Source organism: Pseudomonas sp. GW821-FHT11D10, assembly GCF_058808435.1.
Map to the genome: position 1 here is coordinate 80,761 of NZ_JBXARR010000009.1, position 17,686 is coordinate 98,446.

Here is a 17,686-nt window from a genome sequence, read left to right on the forward strand (position 1 = left end):
AACATAAAGGCCATTACTCATGGCGGGGAGTCCTCATGCGCGTCGCCATTTTGCTTGTGCTGTTGTGCCTGGCAGGCTGTGCCAAAGACCTTAACGGCACTGAACCAACCAGCCGGGAGTGCAATCTGCCGGAACCGAAGATCACTTACCTGGGCGTCGGGGGCTGGCTGGTGCGGTGGAAGGGCCAGGCGCTGCTGTTTGCGCCCTCTTTCAGTAATCCAGCCTTTCCGCCTCTCTTCGTGTCGCCCAATCAAGAACGGATCGACAAGTACATGCCCCCCGCGGCCGACGTTACAGTGCTGTTGATCGGCCACGCTCACTACGATCATCTGCTCGATGTACCAAGAATCATGCAGCAATTTGCCCCGAAGGCCAGAGCCTATGGCTCCACCACGACGGGGCATATCCTGGCGGCTGCCGGCTTGAAATCCAGGTTCGTGGACATGGAACCGGAAATGGTTACGGTCAAACGCCACAATCGCGCAAAGCCTCTCATCTGGCCCGAGAACAAATGGAAACACGATGGTCCATTCCGGTTTCTGGCCATTGAAAGCGAACATGCACCGCACATTGCCGGCATCAACCTTTTGGAGGGTATTGATTACGAGCAGGATTTGACCGAATTACCGAAATATGTGCGCCGATGGCCAGGGGGCCAGACCCTCGCCTGGCTGGTGGACCTGCTGGATGAACAAGGCAGGCCGGTTTATCGCATTCACTATCAGGACTCGGCCAGCAATCCGCCCTACGGATTTCCGCCCATTCTGCAGGACGGCAAGAACATAGACGTGGCGATCATCTGCGCGGCATCGACGGATGAAGTGGAGTTGTATCCCGACGCCTTGCTGGATCTGATCAAGCCACGGCTACTGCTCTTTGGTCACTGGGAAGACTTTTTCGGCAATGACCCCGGACATCCCCAGTTGATTCGTCTTCAAAAAGAGAACGAACTGATCGAGCGCTTGAAGACTGACTACCCCGATATCAAACAAGTGATGCCCTATCCGCTTACCGACGTCCCGCTGCCGGCACCTGAACAGGCAACTGACAAAATTGACTGAGCGGGACAGATCATTGAACCGCCCTTGGGCACGTAGGCGAAAGCACTGCGCTCTGCTTGATCAAGACTCGACGCAAGTCGTTGTCTCGGGTGTGGCTTCCGCCGCCTGTTTCAAGCGATCCGCCTTGCTGATGTACTTCGGCTTGTTGCTTTTGGGCGCCAGTTTGGCGTTGGCCTTTCTGGATTTTTCCTTGAAGAGCTGTTGCAGTTTTTTCTGACGGTTCATGGTGATTTGGCCTGCTTGAAAGTTGTTGAATGATATCAGCTTCAATCCGTTACTGATCCCAGAGTGCCCCTTACGCGCAATCGAGCCTGTCACGCAGAAACTCGATGAAACGTTGCGTCTTGGCCGGGAGCAGTCGCGTCTCGGTCAGGGCGTAGACCGAAACCGGTGGTGCCTGCCATTGCGCCAGCACTCTGCGCAATGTTCCGCTCGCCACATCCTGGACGGCGATACCTTCCGGTAGCAGCGCGATCCCCAGATCCAGAGACGCCATACGCCGGAGCATGCCCACACTGTTGAGTTCAAATCGTCCACCGACCTCCACCTGCTGGCTCCCTGTCTCACTGGAGAGTGTCCAGCAGACAGAACCCGGGCCGCGCATCCTGAGACATTCATGATTGATGAGTTGGGCAGGTTGCTCCGGCTCCCCGAACCGTTCGAGATACCGGGGCGATGCGTAAAAACCACGCTTCATACTCGCCAACTTGCGGGCAATCAGGTTGGAGTTCGGCGGTTCTCCCATCCGAATGACGATGTCGACCGGGTCGCTGACCAAATCCACCTGCCGTGGTGTGAGGTCGAGATCGAAGCTGATACCCGGATATTCACGGGCAAACTCGGCAATCAACGGCGCCAGATAGATAGTGGCAAAGTCCACCGGCATCGAAACCCGCAGCAAACCACTGGGCCGGGCAAGCATTTCGCCCAATTGCTCATGGGCCAGCCTCGCCTCTTCCACGATACGTTTGCAGCGCTCGAAATAAAGTTGCCCGGCCTCCGTCAACTCGATCCGGCGTGTCGTGCGGTGCAACAGACGCAAGCCGATGGCCTTCTCCAGGCCACTGATGCGCCGGGAAAGCGTTGAGTTGGGCATGCCCAGCGACTCCGCCGCCCCACGAAAGCCGCGCATTTTCACAACTTCCACAAACAACGCCATGTCGTTCAGGTATTCCAAAAGATTGCTCCACCAGTGGATCAGTCATTTCAATTTTGACGGATTTATCCCGAATTTGAATTAACTGATGATAGCTCCATCACTGCTGAGGAGCACCGCGATGAACCCACTTTTTTCTGAAATCCAGGTAGGCCGCTACACCCTCTCCAACCGTATCGTCATGGCACCCATGACGCGTTCGCGCGCCGATGATGACGGTGTACCGACGGATCTGGTCGCGACTTACTACGGTCAGCGCGCCAGTGCCGGGCTGATCATTTCCGAAGGCGTGTTTCCCGTTGCACTCGGCAAGGGCTACACACGAACGCCGGGTATCGAAACCGCCGAACAGGTGGCGGCCTGGAAGCAGGTCACGGACGCAGTGCATGCCCGTGGCGGTCGCATCTTCATGCAACTGATGCACTGCGGACGGGTGTCCCACCCTTCATTGCTCGCCAACGGCGCTCAGCCGCAGGCGCCCTCTGCCATCAAGGCAGCGGGACAGACCTACACCGCCAACGGTTTGCAGGATTTCGTCATCCCACACGCCCTGACCATCGTCGAAATCGCCGCCGTCGTCGAAGGCTATCGCCAGGCTGCACGCCGCGCGATCGAGGCGGGTTTCGATGGTGTCGAGCTGCATGCGGCATCGGGTTATCTACCGGAGCAATTCCTGTCCACTGGCAGTAACCAGCGAGATGACGAATATGGCGGACCGGTTGAAAACCGCGTCCGCTTCGTGCTGGAAGTGCTCGCCGCCATGGTGGATGAGATTGGCGGTGACCGCGTCGGCATCAAGATTTCGCCCGAAATGAACTTCAACGACATCATCGATGCCAACCCGCAGGAAACCTACACGCACCTGGTCGAACAACTGCGCGCTTTCAATCTCGCTTACCTGCATGTCGCGCTGTTCGGCGCCACGTTCGACTACCACGCAGCGCTGCGACCTCTCTTTACCGGGCGCTACCTGATCGGCAGCGGTCTCGACAAAGACACCGCCGAATCCCTGATTTCCAGTGGCAAGGCCGACGCGGTGGTATTTGGAAGTGCGTTTCTCGCTAACCCTGACTTGCCCGAGCGTTTGCGCAGCGGTGCCGAACTGAACGCTGCGGACAAAAACACCTTTTACGCCCCGGGCCCTGAAGGCTACATCGACTACCCGACCCTGTCCGCAGAGGCTTGAGGAACGCAGCCATGCTCACCACCGCACGTTTGCAGCGCATGAACCACGGCAGCCGATTCAGGGCGTTCACCCTGCGAGGCGATCGACATGCGAAACCGATCGACCCGTTTTTGGGCGTCGATCACGCCTGGATCAGCGGACCGACGTTTCCGGCTCACCCTCATGCAGGGTTCTCGGCGGTGTCTTACCTGTTTATGGATTCGCAAACCGGTATCGATAACCAGGACTCACTGGGCAATCGCAACCTGATCCAGCCCGGAGGTCTGCACTGGACGGCGGCGGGCAATGGCGTCGTGCACGAAGAAGTTCCGGCCGAGCCCGGCAAGACCGTTCACATGCTGCAGATTTTCATCAATTTGCCGGAAGACAAACAGTCGCAAGCACCGTTTGCCTTCAGCGTTGAATCTCAGGAGGTGCCGGTCGTTCATTCGCCGGGCGTGAAGGTTCGAGTGCCTCTTGGCAGCTTCCGCAACGTTGTGTCTCCTCTGTCGCTGCCAACCGACGTGCGACTGCTGGACATATCCCTGGAGGCTGGGCGCGAACTGAGTGTCTCGATTCCCGAAGGTCATGTGGCGTTCGTCATGCCCATAGACGGCGAAGTGTCTGTCGACGGCCACCCCTTCGATCTGTCCGATCCGAAAGTACCGGTCAATCTCCCGCAAGGGGCGGATCGTAGAGTCACCTTGAGTGCGCCGACCGGCAACACCAAGGCCGTCGTTTTCTCAGGCACGCCCTTGAACCAGTCGGTGCATTGGCAGGGCCCAATGGCGCTCGCTTCTTCAGAAGCCCTGACCGCCGCCGTGGCCCGCTATCAACGGGGTGATTTTGGAAATCTGAATATTCGCTGACTCCACCACCGGGGGCATTCCCCCCATTTCAAATGCCAGGAGAACCACCATGACGTACGAAAACTTCAGTGCCGACAATGCTGCCCTTCTGCTGATCGATCACCAGGTCGGGACCATGGGCTGGGCCAAATCGATGGCTTTCGAAGAACTCAAACGCAACGCCCTGATGCTCGCCAAGGCCGCGCGCATTCTGAAAATGCCCGTCGTGTTGACCTCCAGCATGGAAGAGCACGCACAAGGCCCGCTCCTGAATGAGCTTGAGCAGATCCTTCCGGCTGAGTTTGCGAGCCGCATCAAACGCCTTGGCATCGTCAACGCCATGGACGACGAACACTTCGCCGCCGCGGTGAAGGCGACAGGCCGACGCAAACTGATCATCGCCGGCGTCACCAACGACGTCTGCACCGTTTACCCGGCACTCTCGCTGGTGCGTGATGGCTATGAAGTCCAGGTCGTCGCCGATGCCGGCGCTTCACCGACCAAGGCAGCCGATGACATCGCATTGCGCCGCATGGACAAGGCTGGTGTCACGCTGACCAGCACCAACCAGTTGATTGCCGAACTGGCCGGTAGCTGGGCGACGCCTCAGGGCGGTGAATTGGTGCAGGTGTTGATGGAGTCTTTTGGTAGCTGATAGCGCTGGAATCATTGCCCGGCGTGGGGCTGGCAGGCGCAGCACCGGGCAAACCCGACTTCGGACAGGATCCCCTCATTAACATCCCCGAGAGTTTTCACCCCAGCACATCAGTAATCCACCGCACCTGCTGCTTCAGATCCTGCACCTTTTGCTCGCATACCCCATGCCGCGCCCGTCCAAAATGAGCCAGCGTCTGCTGCTTATGCCGCAACCGATGCTGCCACTTGCTGACAAACGCAGGACTGCGCGACTGCAATTGCAGCGGCCCGAAGTACAGCTCCTCGGCGGTATACGTCACCGGCTCGCCCCGCTCAGCCACGATGATTTCGTAGTCGAAGTGATTCTCCCGCAGAATTTCCTCGCAAAGGATTCGGTAACCGTTGTCCATCAGCCATTGGCGCAGCGGCTGTTCGCCGCCGTTGGGTTGCAGGATTAAACGTTCGCGGCCGCTCAGGCGCGCCTTGCCGGCTTCGAGAATGTCGCGGATGGTTTCACCGCCCATGCCGCACACAGTAATCGCCGTGATCCCGTCTGCCGGTTCGACGGCCATCAAGCCATTGGCCAGGCGCACGGTGATTTGCTGCTCAAGATCGTTTTCGCGCACGGTACGTTGCGCCGAACGGAACGGCGTCTCGGCCATCTCGCCCGCCACCGCCGCCGCGATCGCGCCACGGCGCATCAGGGCCACTGGCAGGTAGCCGTGATCCGAGCCGATATCGGCCAGCCGAGCACCGGCGGGCACGTGCGCCGCCACCCGTTCCAGGCGCATGGACAATGTCTGTTCGTTCAACCGCAACCCCTTTCGCTTTGAACGCCCGGCACTGGTGGCCGGATCGGGGCGCGATTCTGGAGGGCAACGGCGGGGATTTCAAATGCGTGTGGTCGGATTCGTCACTCAGCCCCGAATCGACCCGTTCTACGCGTCAACCATGCGCCCCAGAACAGACTGCTGAAAAACCGGGTGGCGTCACCGAATCCGGCCTCATGCAACAGCTTTTGAACCGCCGCCTCGGAATGGGGAGGATCGGCGCCCTGAAGAATTTTTCCCAGTTTGGCTTTCACCTCATCGGCGCTGGCACCGTTCTGGCGCCAGCGATGTCCCCACGCTTCCAGTAGCAACGGCTGGCTGGCATACGCGTAGTGATTGCCGGCCACGATCAGCGGAGCACCCGGCTTCAAACGCGCCCGAATGGATTGCAGAAGCGCTCGCTTGGCCTCATCGCCTTCCAGATGATGCAGAACGCCGATCACCGTTGCGGCGTCGTATGACTCATCTGCGGGCAAGTCATCGACCGGCCCGAGATGCAGATCCGTACGCGCCAACAAGTCATGCGCCCGCAATTGCTCGGTCGCCGCCGCCAGCATCGGCTCGGACGGGTCAACCGCCATGAAGCGCCAGCCTGGCTCCAGATTTCCCATCGCGACGATTTCCTGGGCGGTCCCGCCTGCGCCAACCGCCAGAATCCGCGCCGAACCTGCGTTACCGAGACTGGCGGCCAGCATGCACGCGGCAAGGTCATGGCAAGCGTCATAGCCCGCCAGCGCAATGCGGCTTTGCTTGCCATATTCATTGGCGCGGGAAGTGTCGAATTTTTCAGTAGAGGAAGCGTTCAAGGGCGTTTCTCCGTGTCCTTGAATCACACTACGTCACGAGGATCGATAATAGAAATTCATTGATTTTATGCGGTGCATTCCTGGCAGGAATGCGGAAGGTGCCGATGCCTAGACCAACACCGTCAACCAAGCCGACAGCAACAACAAAAACGCCAGCCCGGCATTCATGCGCCTTAACGCCCTTGGCGACCCGAAGAACCGCGCACTACCCACGCCCAGCAGCGCCCACGCCGTCATGCACGGCAGACTGACCAGCAGAAACGCCAGCGACAACAACGCCATCCGTGCGGTGTCTTCGCTGCCACCGGCAAACACGCTCACCACCGCCACGGCCATCATCCAGACCTTGGGGTTGATCAATTGCAGGCCGGCGGCGCCGAATACGTTGAAGCCGTCATCATTCGACGTTGAGGACTCCAAACATGGCGGCGTGCTGCGAAAGATCTGCCACGCCAGCCAGCTCAGCCACAACACGCCGGCCCAGGCCATCGCCTGCTGCACACGGGGATAGCGCAGCAAGGTTTCCCCCACGCCGAGTCCGACCACCAACACCACCAGCGCCGCCGACACACACGCGCCGAAGATGATCGGCACGGTGGCCGTCAGGCCGCGCCGCGAGCTGTGGCTCATCACCAGAATATTGGTCGGCCCCGGGGTGATCGAGGCGACGAAGGAAAACAGCAGAAATGGCAACAACGATTCCATGACAGGACTCCCGAATCAGAACAGGAAGTCATGGTCGCGGTTGTGCGGGGTTCAGTCTGGAAGGTTTGAGCAGCGCTTGCGGTAATCCGCTGGCGTCAGGTGATAGGCACGGCGGAACCAGCGCCCGAGATGGCTCTGATCTGCGAAACCGAGGGCGCTGGCGACGGTGGCGGGTGTTTCGCCGCGCGCCAGTAATTGCCGGGCGCGGGCCAGGCGCAGCTGGATCAGATAGGCATGTGGCGCCAAGCCGAAAGCCGCCTTGAACGCACGGGTCAGACGAAAACGATCGACCCCGCAAGCCTGGGCCACATCGTCCAGCCCGATGTCCTCGAAGGCGTGCGCATGCAGATAATCCCGCGCCACTTGGGCTACTCGTGGCAGGCGCGGATCGAACGGTTGCCGTTTACGCCAGTCGAGGTGGGACGTCAGCGAACCGAGCAAGGTGTCGATCGCGGTCTGGCGCACGATGCGCAAGTCGCCTTGATGCAGGGCGTTGAAGGCCTGATTGATGGCGGTGGACAGGCGCGAATCCTGGCTCAGGGTATCGGTGAATCCGAGCTGGCTATTGTCGGGCGCATGCTCGAACAGCACGCGCAATTCGCGCTCCAGCCAGTGCGGGTCGAGGTAGAGCATGGAATAGGTGAAGCCCTCCTCCGTCGGCGCGTGCCCGTCGTGGATCTCACCCGGTTCCAGCATGAAGATCTTGCCCGGCGTACTCAGATGGCGCACACGCCGGCAATGAAATTGCTGCACGCCCTGCTCGGTGACGCCCACCAGAAAGCTGTCATGCCAGTGCGGATCGTAGGCATGGCCCTGGAAATGGGCACGAATCGACTCGATCCCGGTGTCGGCATCCTGAGACAGTTCGATCCAGTTGCGTTTGTCCACGCAAGGCTCCGAAGACAGTGTTGGTCGTTGAGGACGTCTACGTTACCGCGACTTTGCCGAGGCGTTTAGAACATTTGTGCAGGTGCACCAGGCAAGCCACCCAGCAAATTTAATGAACCCTGAGTGGCATGCCCCGCCTAAACCAATGACCATCAGGAGGTAGCCCATGCAACTTGAAACCACGTGGATCGTACTGGCCGTCGTTCTTTTGCTCATCGAATTGTGGGCGATCAACAGGGTGCGCAAGAGTGAGGGGAAAGCCAGCAACAAAGGCGTCTGGATCGTATTGATCGTGTTTGTGCCGCTGTTCGGGTTGATCGCCTGGGCGCTGGCCGGGCCCAAGCACGTCACTCAGGCCTGAAACCCAAGGCAAGCAAGAGCCCCGAACATTCGGGGCTTTTTGTTGGCCGCAGGTTTGTATCGCAGTGTGTACGAACGCCTCCCGGATACATCCCCGCGCATCAGCCCACGAAAACGGAAACAGCGCAGATACGTGGCCAGTCTTTAATGAACGCCAGATACGAAGGGTTCAGCCAGAACCCGGCCCTCGCCGATCATAAGGAGACTTGCCATGAAGCACGCACCACACGCCACCGTCACCACCGGGAAAAACCGTCGCCGCCTGCTGGGCCTGTCGCTGCTCGCCACCGCGCTGTTGCAGTTTGGCGCCTTCGCCCAGGCACAAACCGCAGCACCCGAGCCGGTCAAGACCGAAGCTGCCAGCGTCAAAGCCGACCTGCCCTTCGGCCCGCTGAAACACGTGAAGGCCGGCCTGCTGGACGTGGCCTACGCCGAAACCGGCCCGGCCAATGGTCCGGTGGTGATTCTGCTGCACGGCTGGCCGTATGACATTCACAGCTACGACGACGTCGCGCCGCTGCTGGCGGCCAAGGGTTATCGGGTGCTGATGCCGTATGCCCGGGGTTATGGCGACACGCATTTCCTGTCCGACAAGACCGTGCGCAACGGCCAGCCGGCGGCGCTGGCCAGTGACGTGATCGATTTCATGGATGCCCTGAAAATCAAGCAAGCCGTGCTCGGCGGCTACGACTGGGGCGCGCGTTCGGCGGGCATCGTTTCGGCGCTGTGGCCGGAGCGGGTCAAGGCGCTGGTTTCAGTCAGCGGTTACCTGATCGGCAATCAGGCCGCCGGCAAGAATCCGCTGCCGCCCAAGGCCGAGTTGCAGTGGTGGTATCAGTTCTACTTCGCCACCGACCGTGGTGAGGCCGGTTACACCAAGAACACCCATGATTTCGCCAAGCTGATCTGGCAACTGGCGTCACCGAAATGGGCCTTCGACGACGCCACCTTCGACCGCAGCGCCAAGGCGTTGCAGAACCCGGATCACGTGGCGATCACCGTGTTCAACTACCGCTGGCGTCTGGGCCTGGTGCAGGGTGAAAGCCAGTACGATGCGCTGGAGCAGAAACTCGCCACCGCGCCGTCGATCAGCGTGCCGACCATCACCATGGAAGGCGATGCCAACGGCGCGCCGCACCCGGCGCCCGAGGACTACGCCAAGCGCTTCACCGGCAAATACCAGTTCCGCCTGATCAACGGCGGCATCGGTCACAACCTGCCACAGGAAGACCCGAAAGCCTTCGCTCAAGCGATCATCGACGCCGATCACCTCTTGTCGTCGAGCAAGACTGATCAGAAGCTGTGATTCAACTGCAGCCCAGCGCCATTGACCGTGTTCTGGTAGGTGGCGCTATAACCCGGGCGCAGGCCACCCTGCGTCGTGTCCTGTGAAACCTTCACCGGGTCTTCATGGATGTAGCCGTATCCCAGATCCAGAGAGGTCTGATCGGTCATCTGCCAGTTCAGGCCCACCGTGAAAATCTTCCGGTCTCCCGTTGGCGCACGGGTGGACGTGTACTGATTGGGCATCGGCGTCGGCTCATAGGCGATGCCCGCGCGAACCTTCCATTGCTTGTTCAGGCGATAGGACATGCCTGTGGAGAACGACCAGGTGTCACGCCACTTCAGGGTTTCGAGGATCGTATCGAAAGGGCCATAGGCCTGTGGCACGCCGGAATTCAGCACCCTCAACTCCTGCACGCGGCTCCAGCGACTCCACAACGCCCCAGCGGAGATATCCAGGCGATCATTGATGCGCCAGGTCGCCGAGGCATCGACCGTTTCCGGTGAGGTGAAATCCAGGCTCGCGTCATATTTGCCGTTGAGCCCCGGCAGCCCCAGCCCCGGGATCGGTGCCAGCAATCCATTGGCACCGGAGACCTTGGTGTTTCCGCTCAGTTTGTAGTCGACTCTGGAGTGATAGGTGAGCCCCAGGGTCAGGTCGTCGAGCGGGTCGAACAGGATGCCCAGACTGAAGCCCATGGCCGTGTCGTCGCCGGTGACTTTGACAGTCCCGTCGCCCTGCCCGCCCACCGCGCTGTTGGCGATCTTGCTTTCGAGCAGCCCGTCGATACGGTTGATCGTCGGCCCAAACCCCACAGACAGTCGATCATTTACCCGGTAACTGACCGTCGGCTGCAAGGTGACGACCTTCACCTGAGTCTGCGAACTGCGGTAGCGTCCCTGGAAGTTGCTCTCATAGTCTGTGCTCCCGCCAAAAGGGGCGTAAACCCCGAAGCCCACGTGCCAGTCATCGTTGAGTTGCAGCGTGTAGAAGCCCGATGGCACGACGATCGGATCAGGCACCATATCGCCGTGCGAAGTGCCCGACACCGTGGTATTGACCTTGCTGATGCGCGAACTGACATCGATGAAACTGAGACCGCCACTGACGTGTTCACCCGCCAGGCGGGACATACCGGCGGGGTTGCCGTAAACGATCGAGGCGTCCTGCACATCAGAAGCCCGACCGGAATAAGCCTTGCCTGCGGAGCTTATGCTCTGTTCGTTGATTTGCAGGCCGTTGGCCAGGAGTTGAGTGGAGGTGAGGCAAAGCCCCAGCACGCAAAGCTGATTTCTTATTGTCATGATCTGGCTCTTGTTATTTTTTTGGCGGGCGCGAACACCCGAGGCACGCGGGTGGATCTTTGGATTCAATGATGTGAAACGTCGCCGCCCATCCTTGGCGACGGGTTGATTCAGCGTTTGCGCATCCGCTCTGCCAGCGCACCGATCGGTCGGGTCATGCTGCGTCGCAAGCGTTGAGAGAAGGATTCGCCCTCATAGATCGGCGCCGGAGTGACCACTTCATTCGGCTGGCGGTACTGAGGAAAAAGACTGAGTGCATGGGCCCGGTTGATGCCGTGCATGATCGCCGGCGACCACATCTCCAGGCTTTCCAGCGTCCGGCACTGCAGCGCCGTGGCGGGAGCCGGGGCGAAGGGATAGTCACTGCCGAAAAGAATGTGTGACGGTTCCACCAGTTCCTTGAGCGCCGCCATGGAATAAGGTGATGGTGACAACGCCGTGTCGAAGTAAAAGCGACGGATGTAGGTCATGACGCCTTGCGGCGCGTGCTGCTGAAATTCCGGCAACATGTTGGCCAGCGAGACACGCCAGGCCACAAACGGCAGGAAGCCACCGGAGTGGGACAGAATCCAGCGAATGCCGGGATAGCGCTCCATGGTCCCGCCAAGGATCAGATTGACCGCCGCGCGCGTGGTGTCGCAGAGAAACTCAATGAGAAATCCCGGGGTCTGCAGACCGATGCTTTCGCTGGTCTGGTGCATGTTGGGATGGATGAATACCACGGTTTTTCGGCGGTCGAGTTCGGCCATCAGTTCGTCGAAGCGTGGATCCCCCAGGAATACCCCGTCGGTGCTGCCCAGCAAAACAATGCCCTCAGCCTTGAGCACGTCCAGCGCATGAACGGCTTCACGGCAGGCGGCCTCGGTGAACGGCATCGGCAGCACCGCGAAGTTGCCGAAGCGGCTCGGGTAGCGCGTACGCATCTGCGCGGCGAATTCGTTGCAACGGCGCGCCAGCTCGCTGGCTTGTTGGACCCCGTCCCCGAAGTGGACGCCGGGCGCAGACAGCGAGGTGATTGCCCGTTCGATGCCGTTCGCATCCATCACCTCAATGGATTTTTCCGGCGTCCAGGCTGGCAGCGGCGCCCCCGCGACAGCGTGCAGTCCTCTGGCATTCATCGCGTCGACGAATGCGGGTGGAATGATGTGATGGTGGACATCGATACGGCCTTGCTTGATTGACATGCTGACTCTCTTGTTTGGGCTTCGACCGAGCGCCTGCGGCCACTGGGTAAAGAACTGTGCTCGATGGCGTACAACTTTCGAGATCAATATTGAACATTTGTGTTCAATTATGTCAATGATCGGCAAACGCTGATTTGCTTTATTTTGAACGCGCTTGTTCAATGTCCGGAATCTCTCCGTTGGAGCTCATTGCTTTGAAACTCAGTCCCGTGCAGAAGCGTATCCATGAGGCTGCGATCCGGCTGTTTGTCGAAAAACGTGTCGAAGAGGTCAATGTCAGCGAACTGGCACAGATCGCCGGGGTAGCGCGCGGTACGATCTACAACAACCTCAACTCGGTGGAGACGCTGTTCGAAGATGTCGCCAGCCAGCTCAGTGCCGAAATGAATGACAGGGCCGCGCGCAGTACAGATCCCCATGCGTCCCCTGCCGTCCGCCTGGCCACCGGTATCCGCCTGTATATCCGCCGCGCCCATGAAGAGCCGCACTGGGGGGCGTTTATCGTGCGCTACGGGGCCAGCAATGAGACGCTGCAACAGATGTGGAGCGGTCCGCCCATGCACGATGTGCTCAGCGGCCTGAGCAGTGAGCAATACAGCTTTCGACAGGAGCAACTGCCTTCGGTGATGGCGATGATCGGTGGCGGCGTGCTGGGGGCCACGATGCTGGTACTTCAGGGTCACAAGACCTGGCGCGACGCGGGTTCCGATATGGCCGAATTCGTTCTCAGGGCGCTCGGCGTGCCAGCCGATGACGCGCGCAGCATCGCTACTCAGGATCTGCCCCTTCTCGCAGCCTGAAGTCCTACGCTGATTTTTCTTGAGCCAGATCCCTTGGGAGTCTGGCTTTTTTATTGTCCATAAAAAAGATATTTGAACACTGTTGTTCAATTCTAATCTTGAGTGTTAGAGTCTGCCGAAAGCACGTACCCACCGCCTGGGTCGAAGTGCCTTACGCCAGGAACTGACAATGAACAATAAAGAACCTCTTCCTGCCCTGACCTCACGAACGGTGCAAGTGGGTCGTCGGCAGATTTTCATCAGCGAAACGGGCGTCGGCCATCCTCTGCTGATGCTTCACGGTGGCGGAGCGGGAGCCTCGGGGCTTTCCAACTACTCGCGCAATATCGAATCGCTTGCCCGGCAGTTCCGCGTCATCGTGGTCGACATGCCCGGTTACGGCCGATCCACCAAAGGTGTGGATCGCAAGGACCCCTTCGGCGATCTCGCGGGGGCGATGCTCGGCCTGCTCGACACCCTGAACATCAGCAGCGCCCACGTGGTGGGCAATTCTTTGGGGGGGGCCTGTGCCTTGCGCATGGCGCTGGATGCACCCGGCCGGGTATCGGCTCTGGTGCTGATGGGCCCCGGTGGCGTCAATACCACTCGCAGCCTGCCGACACCGGGTCTCAAGCTGCTGCTCGACTACTACAACGGTGAAGGCCCGACGCTGGCCAAGATCACGCGTTTTATCCGCGACTACCTGGTGTATGACGGCAGCCAGGTCAGTGACGAGATGATCCGCGAGCGTTTCGAGGCGAGTATCGACCCGCAGGTGATTGCGGCCCCTCCCCTGCGCCGGCCAACGGGCATTCCCCGTTTCTCGCGCTGGGATTTCACCCGCGATTCGCGTCTCCAGCACTGCCAGGTTCCGACCCTGGTGCTCTGGGGCGCGGACGACAAGGTCAACCGTCCCAGCGGTGGCGAGGCGCTGCGCAGTCGCATGCCGGATTGCAACCTCTACCTGTTCAGCCGGACCGGTCATTGGGTGCAGTGGGAACGTGCGGACGAATTCAATTCCGTGACCCTGGCGTTCCTCGCCAGTCGCACAGCGCGCTGAGTTGTCGCCATGAACAATCAAGCAATGATCAGTCGAACAACGCCGGACATCTTCGGCGCCAGCAGCATGGGCTATGCGTTGATCGAGTCCAGCCATCTGGCGCGTTGGCGTGAGCTGCTCCAGCACGGCATCGGCCTGCACCTGGCCAGCTCGGACGAACAAACCCTGGCTTTCCGTATGGATCAGCACCAGCGGCGGATCATTATCCAGCGCGGTCCGCAGGAAGATTTTCTTGCCGTCGGCTGGCAGTTACGCGACCAGGCCACGCTCGACGAAGTCCTCAAGCGCCTGCAACGCCTCGGTATCCAAGCGCAGCCCAGCCAACCGGAGGAAGCCGAAAAACGCGGCGTGAAAAGGTTCTGGCGGGTGCTCGGTCCCAAACGCATGGCCGTCGAGCTGTTCTGGGAGCCGCTGCTGACCGACAAGCCACTGAACATGCTCAGTGCAGGTTTCATCACCGGTTCCGCCGGGATGGGCCACTTGGCGATCACCTCGCGCAAACCACAGCAGATGCAACGTTTCTGGCAGGAAATATTTGATGCAAGAGCCAGCGACCACATCGTCGAGCGGATTGCCGGAGTGACCCTGGACATTGATTTCTTCCGGGTCAACGAACGTCACCACTCGATTGCCATCGCCCGCTTGCGTGGCCTGCCGATGGATCCGATTCGTACCCGTGTACAGCACATGAACATGCTGACCACCTCGGTCAGCGAACTGACCAACGCCTATTTGCGCTGCCGCACGCTCGGTTTCGAAATGGCCCACGAAATCGGTGAGCATCCCAACGACCGTGAGCAATCGTTCTACGTGATGAGCCCCAGCGGTTTCGAGCTGGAACTGGGTTGCAATGCCAGGGTGGTCGATGAGGCGCATTGGCGCACAACCTCCTATCAAGGCATCAGCCTGTGGGGGCATCGCCCGCAGAAAAGCGGTGCCTGGCACACGCTGACCACCAACCTGGCCAACTTCGCCCGCGGCACACGTTCGTTGCTCAAGCCCGAATATTCACCGCTGTAAGAGAGATATCGTCATGAATAACAAAAACGAGTCTGTAACGAGCGTCGATGTGATTATTTCCGGGCTTGGCCCGACGGGCGCCACGCTCGCGCATCTGCTGGGCAAGCGTGGTCTGTCGGTGCTTGTGCTGGAACGCGAGCCACTGTTTTATGGCAACGCCCGGGCGGTCTATACGGACGACGAATGCATGCGCGTCATGCAGGCTGCCGGCGTTGCCGCCGAGCTTTCAGCCAACATGCAAGTCGATACGCCCGCTCAGTGGGTGCTGGCCAATGGCAAGATCCTCGGCCAGTACTGGCGCCTCGATCGCCCCTATGGCTGGCCGATCATCAACTTCCTTTACCAGCCCTGGCTGGAAACCACGCTGAGCGATCTGCTCGAGCGCTATCCCAATGTGCGGGTTGCCCGTGGTCGTGAGCTCACGCAGTTCACACAGGATGAGCATGGGGTGACCGTGACCCATCAGGCCACCAGCACCTTCCGCTTCAGTGATGCGACGGATGCCCGCCAGGCCTGCGAAGTCGATCCGGACCCGCAAACCATTCGCGGGCGCTATCTGGTGGGGGCTGACGGCGGCCGCAGTACGGTCCGTGAGGCCTTGGGCATTGGCATGAGCGGCAAGAACTTTCCCGAACCCTGGCTGGTGGTCGACCTGGAGATGAAGGAAGGCGAGGATGCCTTGCGTCATCTGCCCTATTTCAGTTTCATCTGCGACCCGGATTGCCCGACGGTCTGCTGTCCTCAGCCCGGTCGTTTCCATCGCTTCGAATTCATGCTGATGCCTGGCCAGACTCGCGAACAGATGGAAGATCCGACCGTGGTGCGCAACCTGATCAGCCGTTACGTCGACCCGGACAAGTTCGAGGTCAAACGCAAGCTGGTCTACACCTTCAACGCCCTGGTGGCGAAGGATTGGCGCAAGGGTCGGGTATTGATTGCCGGCGATGCTGCCCACATGACGCCGCAGTTCATGGGCCAGGGCATGAGCTCCGGCGTGCGTGACGCCTACAATCTGGCCTGGAAAATCGACGCCGTGATCAAGGGCCAAGCCGGTGAGCCGCTGCTTGATACCTATGGCAGCGAACGCTTCCACCATGCCAAGGCGATGATTGATATTTCGGTGCAGATGAAAGACTTCGTCTCGATGTCCAGCCCCGTTTCCAGCCTGATGCGCAACCTGCTGGTCAAGACCGTCCTGGCGACACCATTTCTTGGCCGCTATGTTCGTGAAGGCCGTTTCAAACCGGCCCCGACCTATGCCCCTGACAGTTATCTGGGCATGCCTCGCCGCCATCGGCGCTCCCCGGAAGGCCGGATGATTCCGCAACCCGAAGTCCGCACCTTCAAGGGCCAGCGCGTATTGCTTGACGACCTGTTGGGCGACGGTTTTGCCTTGATAGGACTTGAGGTCGATCCACGCGCCCACCTGAGTCAGGCGTCCCGGAAACTGCTGGATATCCAGCACACGCGTTTCGCCACCCTCTTTCCGTTCGGTACCCGTCCACAGGGCGCCGATACCGGTCGTTCCAATACCAGTGAACTGCTCGAACTGGAGGATGTGCAGGGTGAGATGGTCGCCTGGTTCAAGCGCTCGGGGTTCTCCAGCGGAGCCGTAGCTGTGGTGCGCCCGGACAAATTCACCTTCGCCATGGTCGAGGCCGCGGATCTGGATCGGGCCATCAACGAACTCAAGTTCCAGCTGCAATGGAGCCCTGGTTCTGACGTCGTTGCGGACGAACCCCGGCTGCTGAGGAAAATCGCATGAGCCAGTTCCCTTTGCAGCCTCTGCAAGACGCCGCCGCGGCCCTGGCCAGAGCACGGGAGCAACGCCAACCCTGTGCACGGATCTCGTCCACTTTCGGTATCGATTCGTTGACCGGCGCCTATGCCGTACAGGAGATCAACACCCAACGGGCCCTGGCCCAGGGGCGACTCCTGGTCGGCCGTAAAATCGGACTGACCTCGGCTACCGTGCAACAGCAACTGGGCGTCGATCAACCGGATTTCGGCATGCTGTTCGCCGATATGGAAATCGCCGATGGCGGTGAAATCCAGATCAGTCAGTTGATCCAGCCCAAGGCCGAAGGCGAGATTGCGTTCGTTCTGGGCCGCGATCTTCCATATGAAGATACGACCCTCGCGGAACTGCTGCGGGCGGTGGAGTACGTGGTCCCCGCGCTGGAAATCGTCGACTCGGCCATCGAGAACTGGAACATATCGCTGGTGGACACGGTGGCGGACAACGCTTCATCAGGGCTGTATGTGCTGGGTAAACAGCCGACTCCACTCGCCTCGCTGGACCTTCGGCTGGAAGGCATGCTGCTGGAAAAGAATGCCGCCACGGCCTCGATCGGTGTCGGTGCCGCGTGTCTCGGCAATCCGGTGGACGCCTGCCTGTGGCTGGCTCGCACCATGGCCCGGATGGGCCGGCCCTTGCAGGCCGGCGACGTGCTGCTCTCCGGCGCCCTGGGGCCGATGACGCCGGTCGTGGCCGGGGACAGTCTGCACTTGCACCTGACCCGACTTGGCCAGATCCGTTGCCGCTTCATCTGACCTGCCCGTCCTTCTGCGCCAGGCTGCCGTGGCCTGGCCCTTCTGA

Annotated in this window: 19 protein-coding genes; 11 read left to right on the plus strand and 8 right to left on the minus strand. The window is 60.2% G+C overall.

Annotation, left to right across the window (positions count from 1 at the left end; genetic code table 11):
* Positions 1–35 precede the first annotated feature (35 nt).
* Positions 36–1,061 carry an MBL fold metallo-hydrolase gene (locus AC1RT4_RS23390; RefSeq protein WP_493088178.1) on the plus strand — a complete coding sequence of 342 codons (1,026 nt, stop codon included), beginning with the start codon at positions 36–38 and terminating at the stop codon, positions 1,059–1,061.
* 60 nt (positions 1,062–1,121) lie between these two features.
* On the opposite strand, the gene AC1RT4_RS23395 is transcribed toward AC1RT4_RS23390, so the two are convergent.
* On the minus strand, positions 1,122–1,286 hold the full coding sequence (locus tag AC1RT4_RS23395; protein ID WP_493088180.1) for a DUF2986 domain-containing protein: 165 nt from the start codon (positions 1,284–1,286) through the stop codon (positions 1,122–1,124).
* A 70-nt stretch (positions 1,287–1,356) separates the two neighbouring features.
* Positions 1,357–2,238 (minus strand): LysR family transcriptional regulator, encoded by an 882-nt coding sequence (locus AC1RT4_RS23400; RefSeq protein WP_493088182.1) that lies wholly within the window; start codon positions 2,236–2,238, stop codon positions 1,357–1,359.
* Between the two features lie 100 nt (positions 2,239–2,338).
* Here AC1RT4_RS23400 and AC1RT4_RS23405 point away from each other — a divergent pair, with 100 nt between their 5' ends.
* From AC1RT4_RS23405 to AC1RT4_RS23415, 3 genes are read left to right on the plus strand one after another with little or no spacing between them, the layout of a single operon-like run.
* Positions 2,339–3,403: an alkene reductase gene (locus tag AC1RT4_RS23405; protein WP_493088184.1), complete on the plus strand. Its 1,065-nt coding sequence runs from the start codon at positions 2,339–2,341 to the stop codon at positions 3,401–3,403.
* An 11-nt stretch (positions 3,404–3,414) separates the two neighbouring features.
* A complete protein-coding gene (locus AC1RT4_RS23410; RefSeq protein WP_493088186.1) occupies positions 3,415–4,251 on the plus strand; it encodes a pirin family protein in 837 nt (278 codons plus the stop codon).
* A gap of 49 nt (positions 4,252–4,300) precedes the next feature.
* A complete protein-coding gene (locus AC1RT4_RS23415) occupies positions 4,301–4,885 on the plus strand; it encodes an isochorismatase family protein (protein ID WP_493088188.1) in 585 nt (194 codons plus the stop codon).
* A gap of 97 nt (positions 4,886–4,982) precedes the next feature.
* On the opposite strand, the gene AC1RT4_RS23420 is transcribed toward AC1RT4_RS23415, so the two are convergent.
* The 4 genes from AC1RT4_RS23420 to AC1RT4_RS23435 all read right to left on the minus strand — a co-directional run bounded on the left by AC1RT4_RS23420 (position 4,983) and on the right by AC1RT4_RS23435 (position 8,095).
* Positions 4,983–5,678: a tRNA (adenine(22)-N(1))-methyltransferase gene (locus tag AC1RT4_RS23420; protein ID WP_493088190.1), complete on the minus strand. Its 696-nt coding sequence runs from the start codon at positions 5,676–5,678 to the stop codon at positions 4,983–4,985.
* 101 nt (positions 5,679–5,779) lie between these two features.
* Complete coding sequence (locus tag AC1RT4_RS23425) at positions 5,780–6,502, minus strand: class I SAM-dependent methyltransferase (RefSeq protein WP_493088192.1); 723 nt, start codon at positions 6,500–6,502, stop codon at positions 5,780–5,782.
* A 108-nt stretch (positions 6,503–6,610) separates the two neighbouring features.
* Positions 6,611–7,207, minus strand: a complete 597-nt coding sequence (locus AC1RT4_RS23430; protein WP_493088194.1) for a LysE family translocator — start codon at positions 7,205–7,207, stop codon at positions 6,611–6,613.
* A 51-nt stretch (positions 7,208–7,258) separates the two neighbouring features.
* A complete protein-coding gene (locus AC1RT4_RS23435) occupies positions 7,259–8,095 on the minus strand; it encodes an AraC family transcriptional regulator (RefSeq protein ID WP_085604582.1) in 837 nt (278 codons plus the stop codon).
* A 166-nt stretch (positions 8,096–8,261) separates the two neighbouring features.
* On the opposite strand from AC1RT4_RS23435, the gene AC1RT4_RS23440 reads away from it, so the two are divergent.
* Positions 8,262–8,456 (plus strand): PLDc N-terminal domain-containing protein, encoded by a 195-nt coding sequence (locus AC1RT4_RS23440; protein ID WP_007955366.1) that lies wholly within the window; start codon positions 8,262–8,264, stop codon positions 8,454–8,456.
* Positions 8,457–8,666: 210 nt separating this feature from the next.
* Complete coding sequence (locus AC1RT4_RS23445; protein WP_493088197.1) at positions 8,667–9,761, plus strand: alpha/beta fold hydrolase; 1,095 nt, start codon at positions 8,667–8,669, stop codon at positions 9,759–9,761.
* Here AC1RT4_RS23445 and AC1RT4_RS23450 read toward each other — a convergent pair.
* A complete protein-coding gene (locus AC1RT4_RS23450; protein ID WP_007955369.1) occupies positions 9,749–11,044 on the minus strand; it encodes an OmpP1/FadL family transporter in 1,296 nt (431 codons plus the stop codon). The two genes, AC1RT4_RS23445 and AC1RT4_RS23450, sit on opposite strands and share 13 nt — an antisense overlap.
* A 110-nt stretch (positions 11,045–11,154) precedes the next feature.
* Positions 11,155–12,228, minus strand: coding sequence for an amidohydrolase family protein (locus AC1RT4_RS23455; protein WP_493088199.1), 1,074 nt, complete (start codon positions 12,226–12,228; stop codon positions 11,155–11,157).
* Positions 12,229–12,422: 194 nt separating this feature from the next.
* Between AC1RT4_RS23455 and AC1RT4_RS23460 the strand changes: the two genes are divergently transcribed.
* From AC1RT4_RS23460 to AC1RT4_RS23480, 5 genes are all read left to right on the plus strand, one after another.
* The gene (locus AC1RT4_RS23460; RefSeq protein WP_007955378.1) at positions 12,423–13,028 is read left to right on the plus strand and encodes a TetR/AcrR family transcriptional regulator; all 606 of its coding nucleotides are present in this window, start codon (positions 12,423–12,425) and stop codon (positions 13,026–13,028) included.
* Between the two features lie 169 nt (positions 13,029–13,197).
* Positions 13,198–14,067, plus strand: a complete 870-nt coding sequence (locus AC1RT4_RS23465; RefSeq protein ID WP_493088201.1) for an alpha/beta fold hydrolase — start codon at positions 13,198–13,200, stop codon at positions 14,065–14,067.
* 9 nt (positions 14,068–14,076) lie between these two features.
* Positions 14,077–15,087, plus strand: a complete 1,011-nt coding sequence (locus AC1RT4_RS23470; protein ID WP_493088205.1) for a VOC family protein — start codon at positions 14,077–14,079, stop codon at positions 15,085–15,087.
* A gap of 13 nt (positions 15,088–15,100) precedes the next feature.
* Positions 15,101–16,852 carry a bifunctional 3-(3-hydroxy-phenyl)propionate/3-hydroxycinnamic acid hydroxylase MhpA gene (mhpA, locus tag AC1RT4_RS23475; protein WP_493088207.1) on the plus strand — a complete coding sequence of 584 codons (1,752 nt, stop codon included), beginning with the start codon at positions 15,101–15,103 and terminating at the stop codon, positions 16,850–16,852.
* Positions 16,849–17,640, plus strand: a complete 792-nt coding sequence (locus AC1RT4_RS23480) for a 2-keto-4-pentenoate hydratase (RefSeq protein WP_493088209.1) — start codon at positions 16,849–16,851, stop codon at positions 17,638–17,640. Before mhpA ends, AC1RT4_RS23480 begins: the two co-directional genes overlap by 4 nt.
* Positions 17,641–17,686 lie beyond the last annotated feature (46 nt).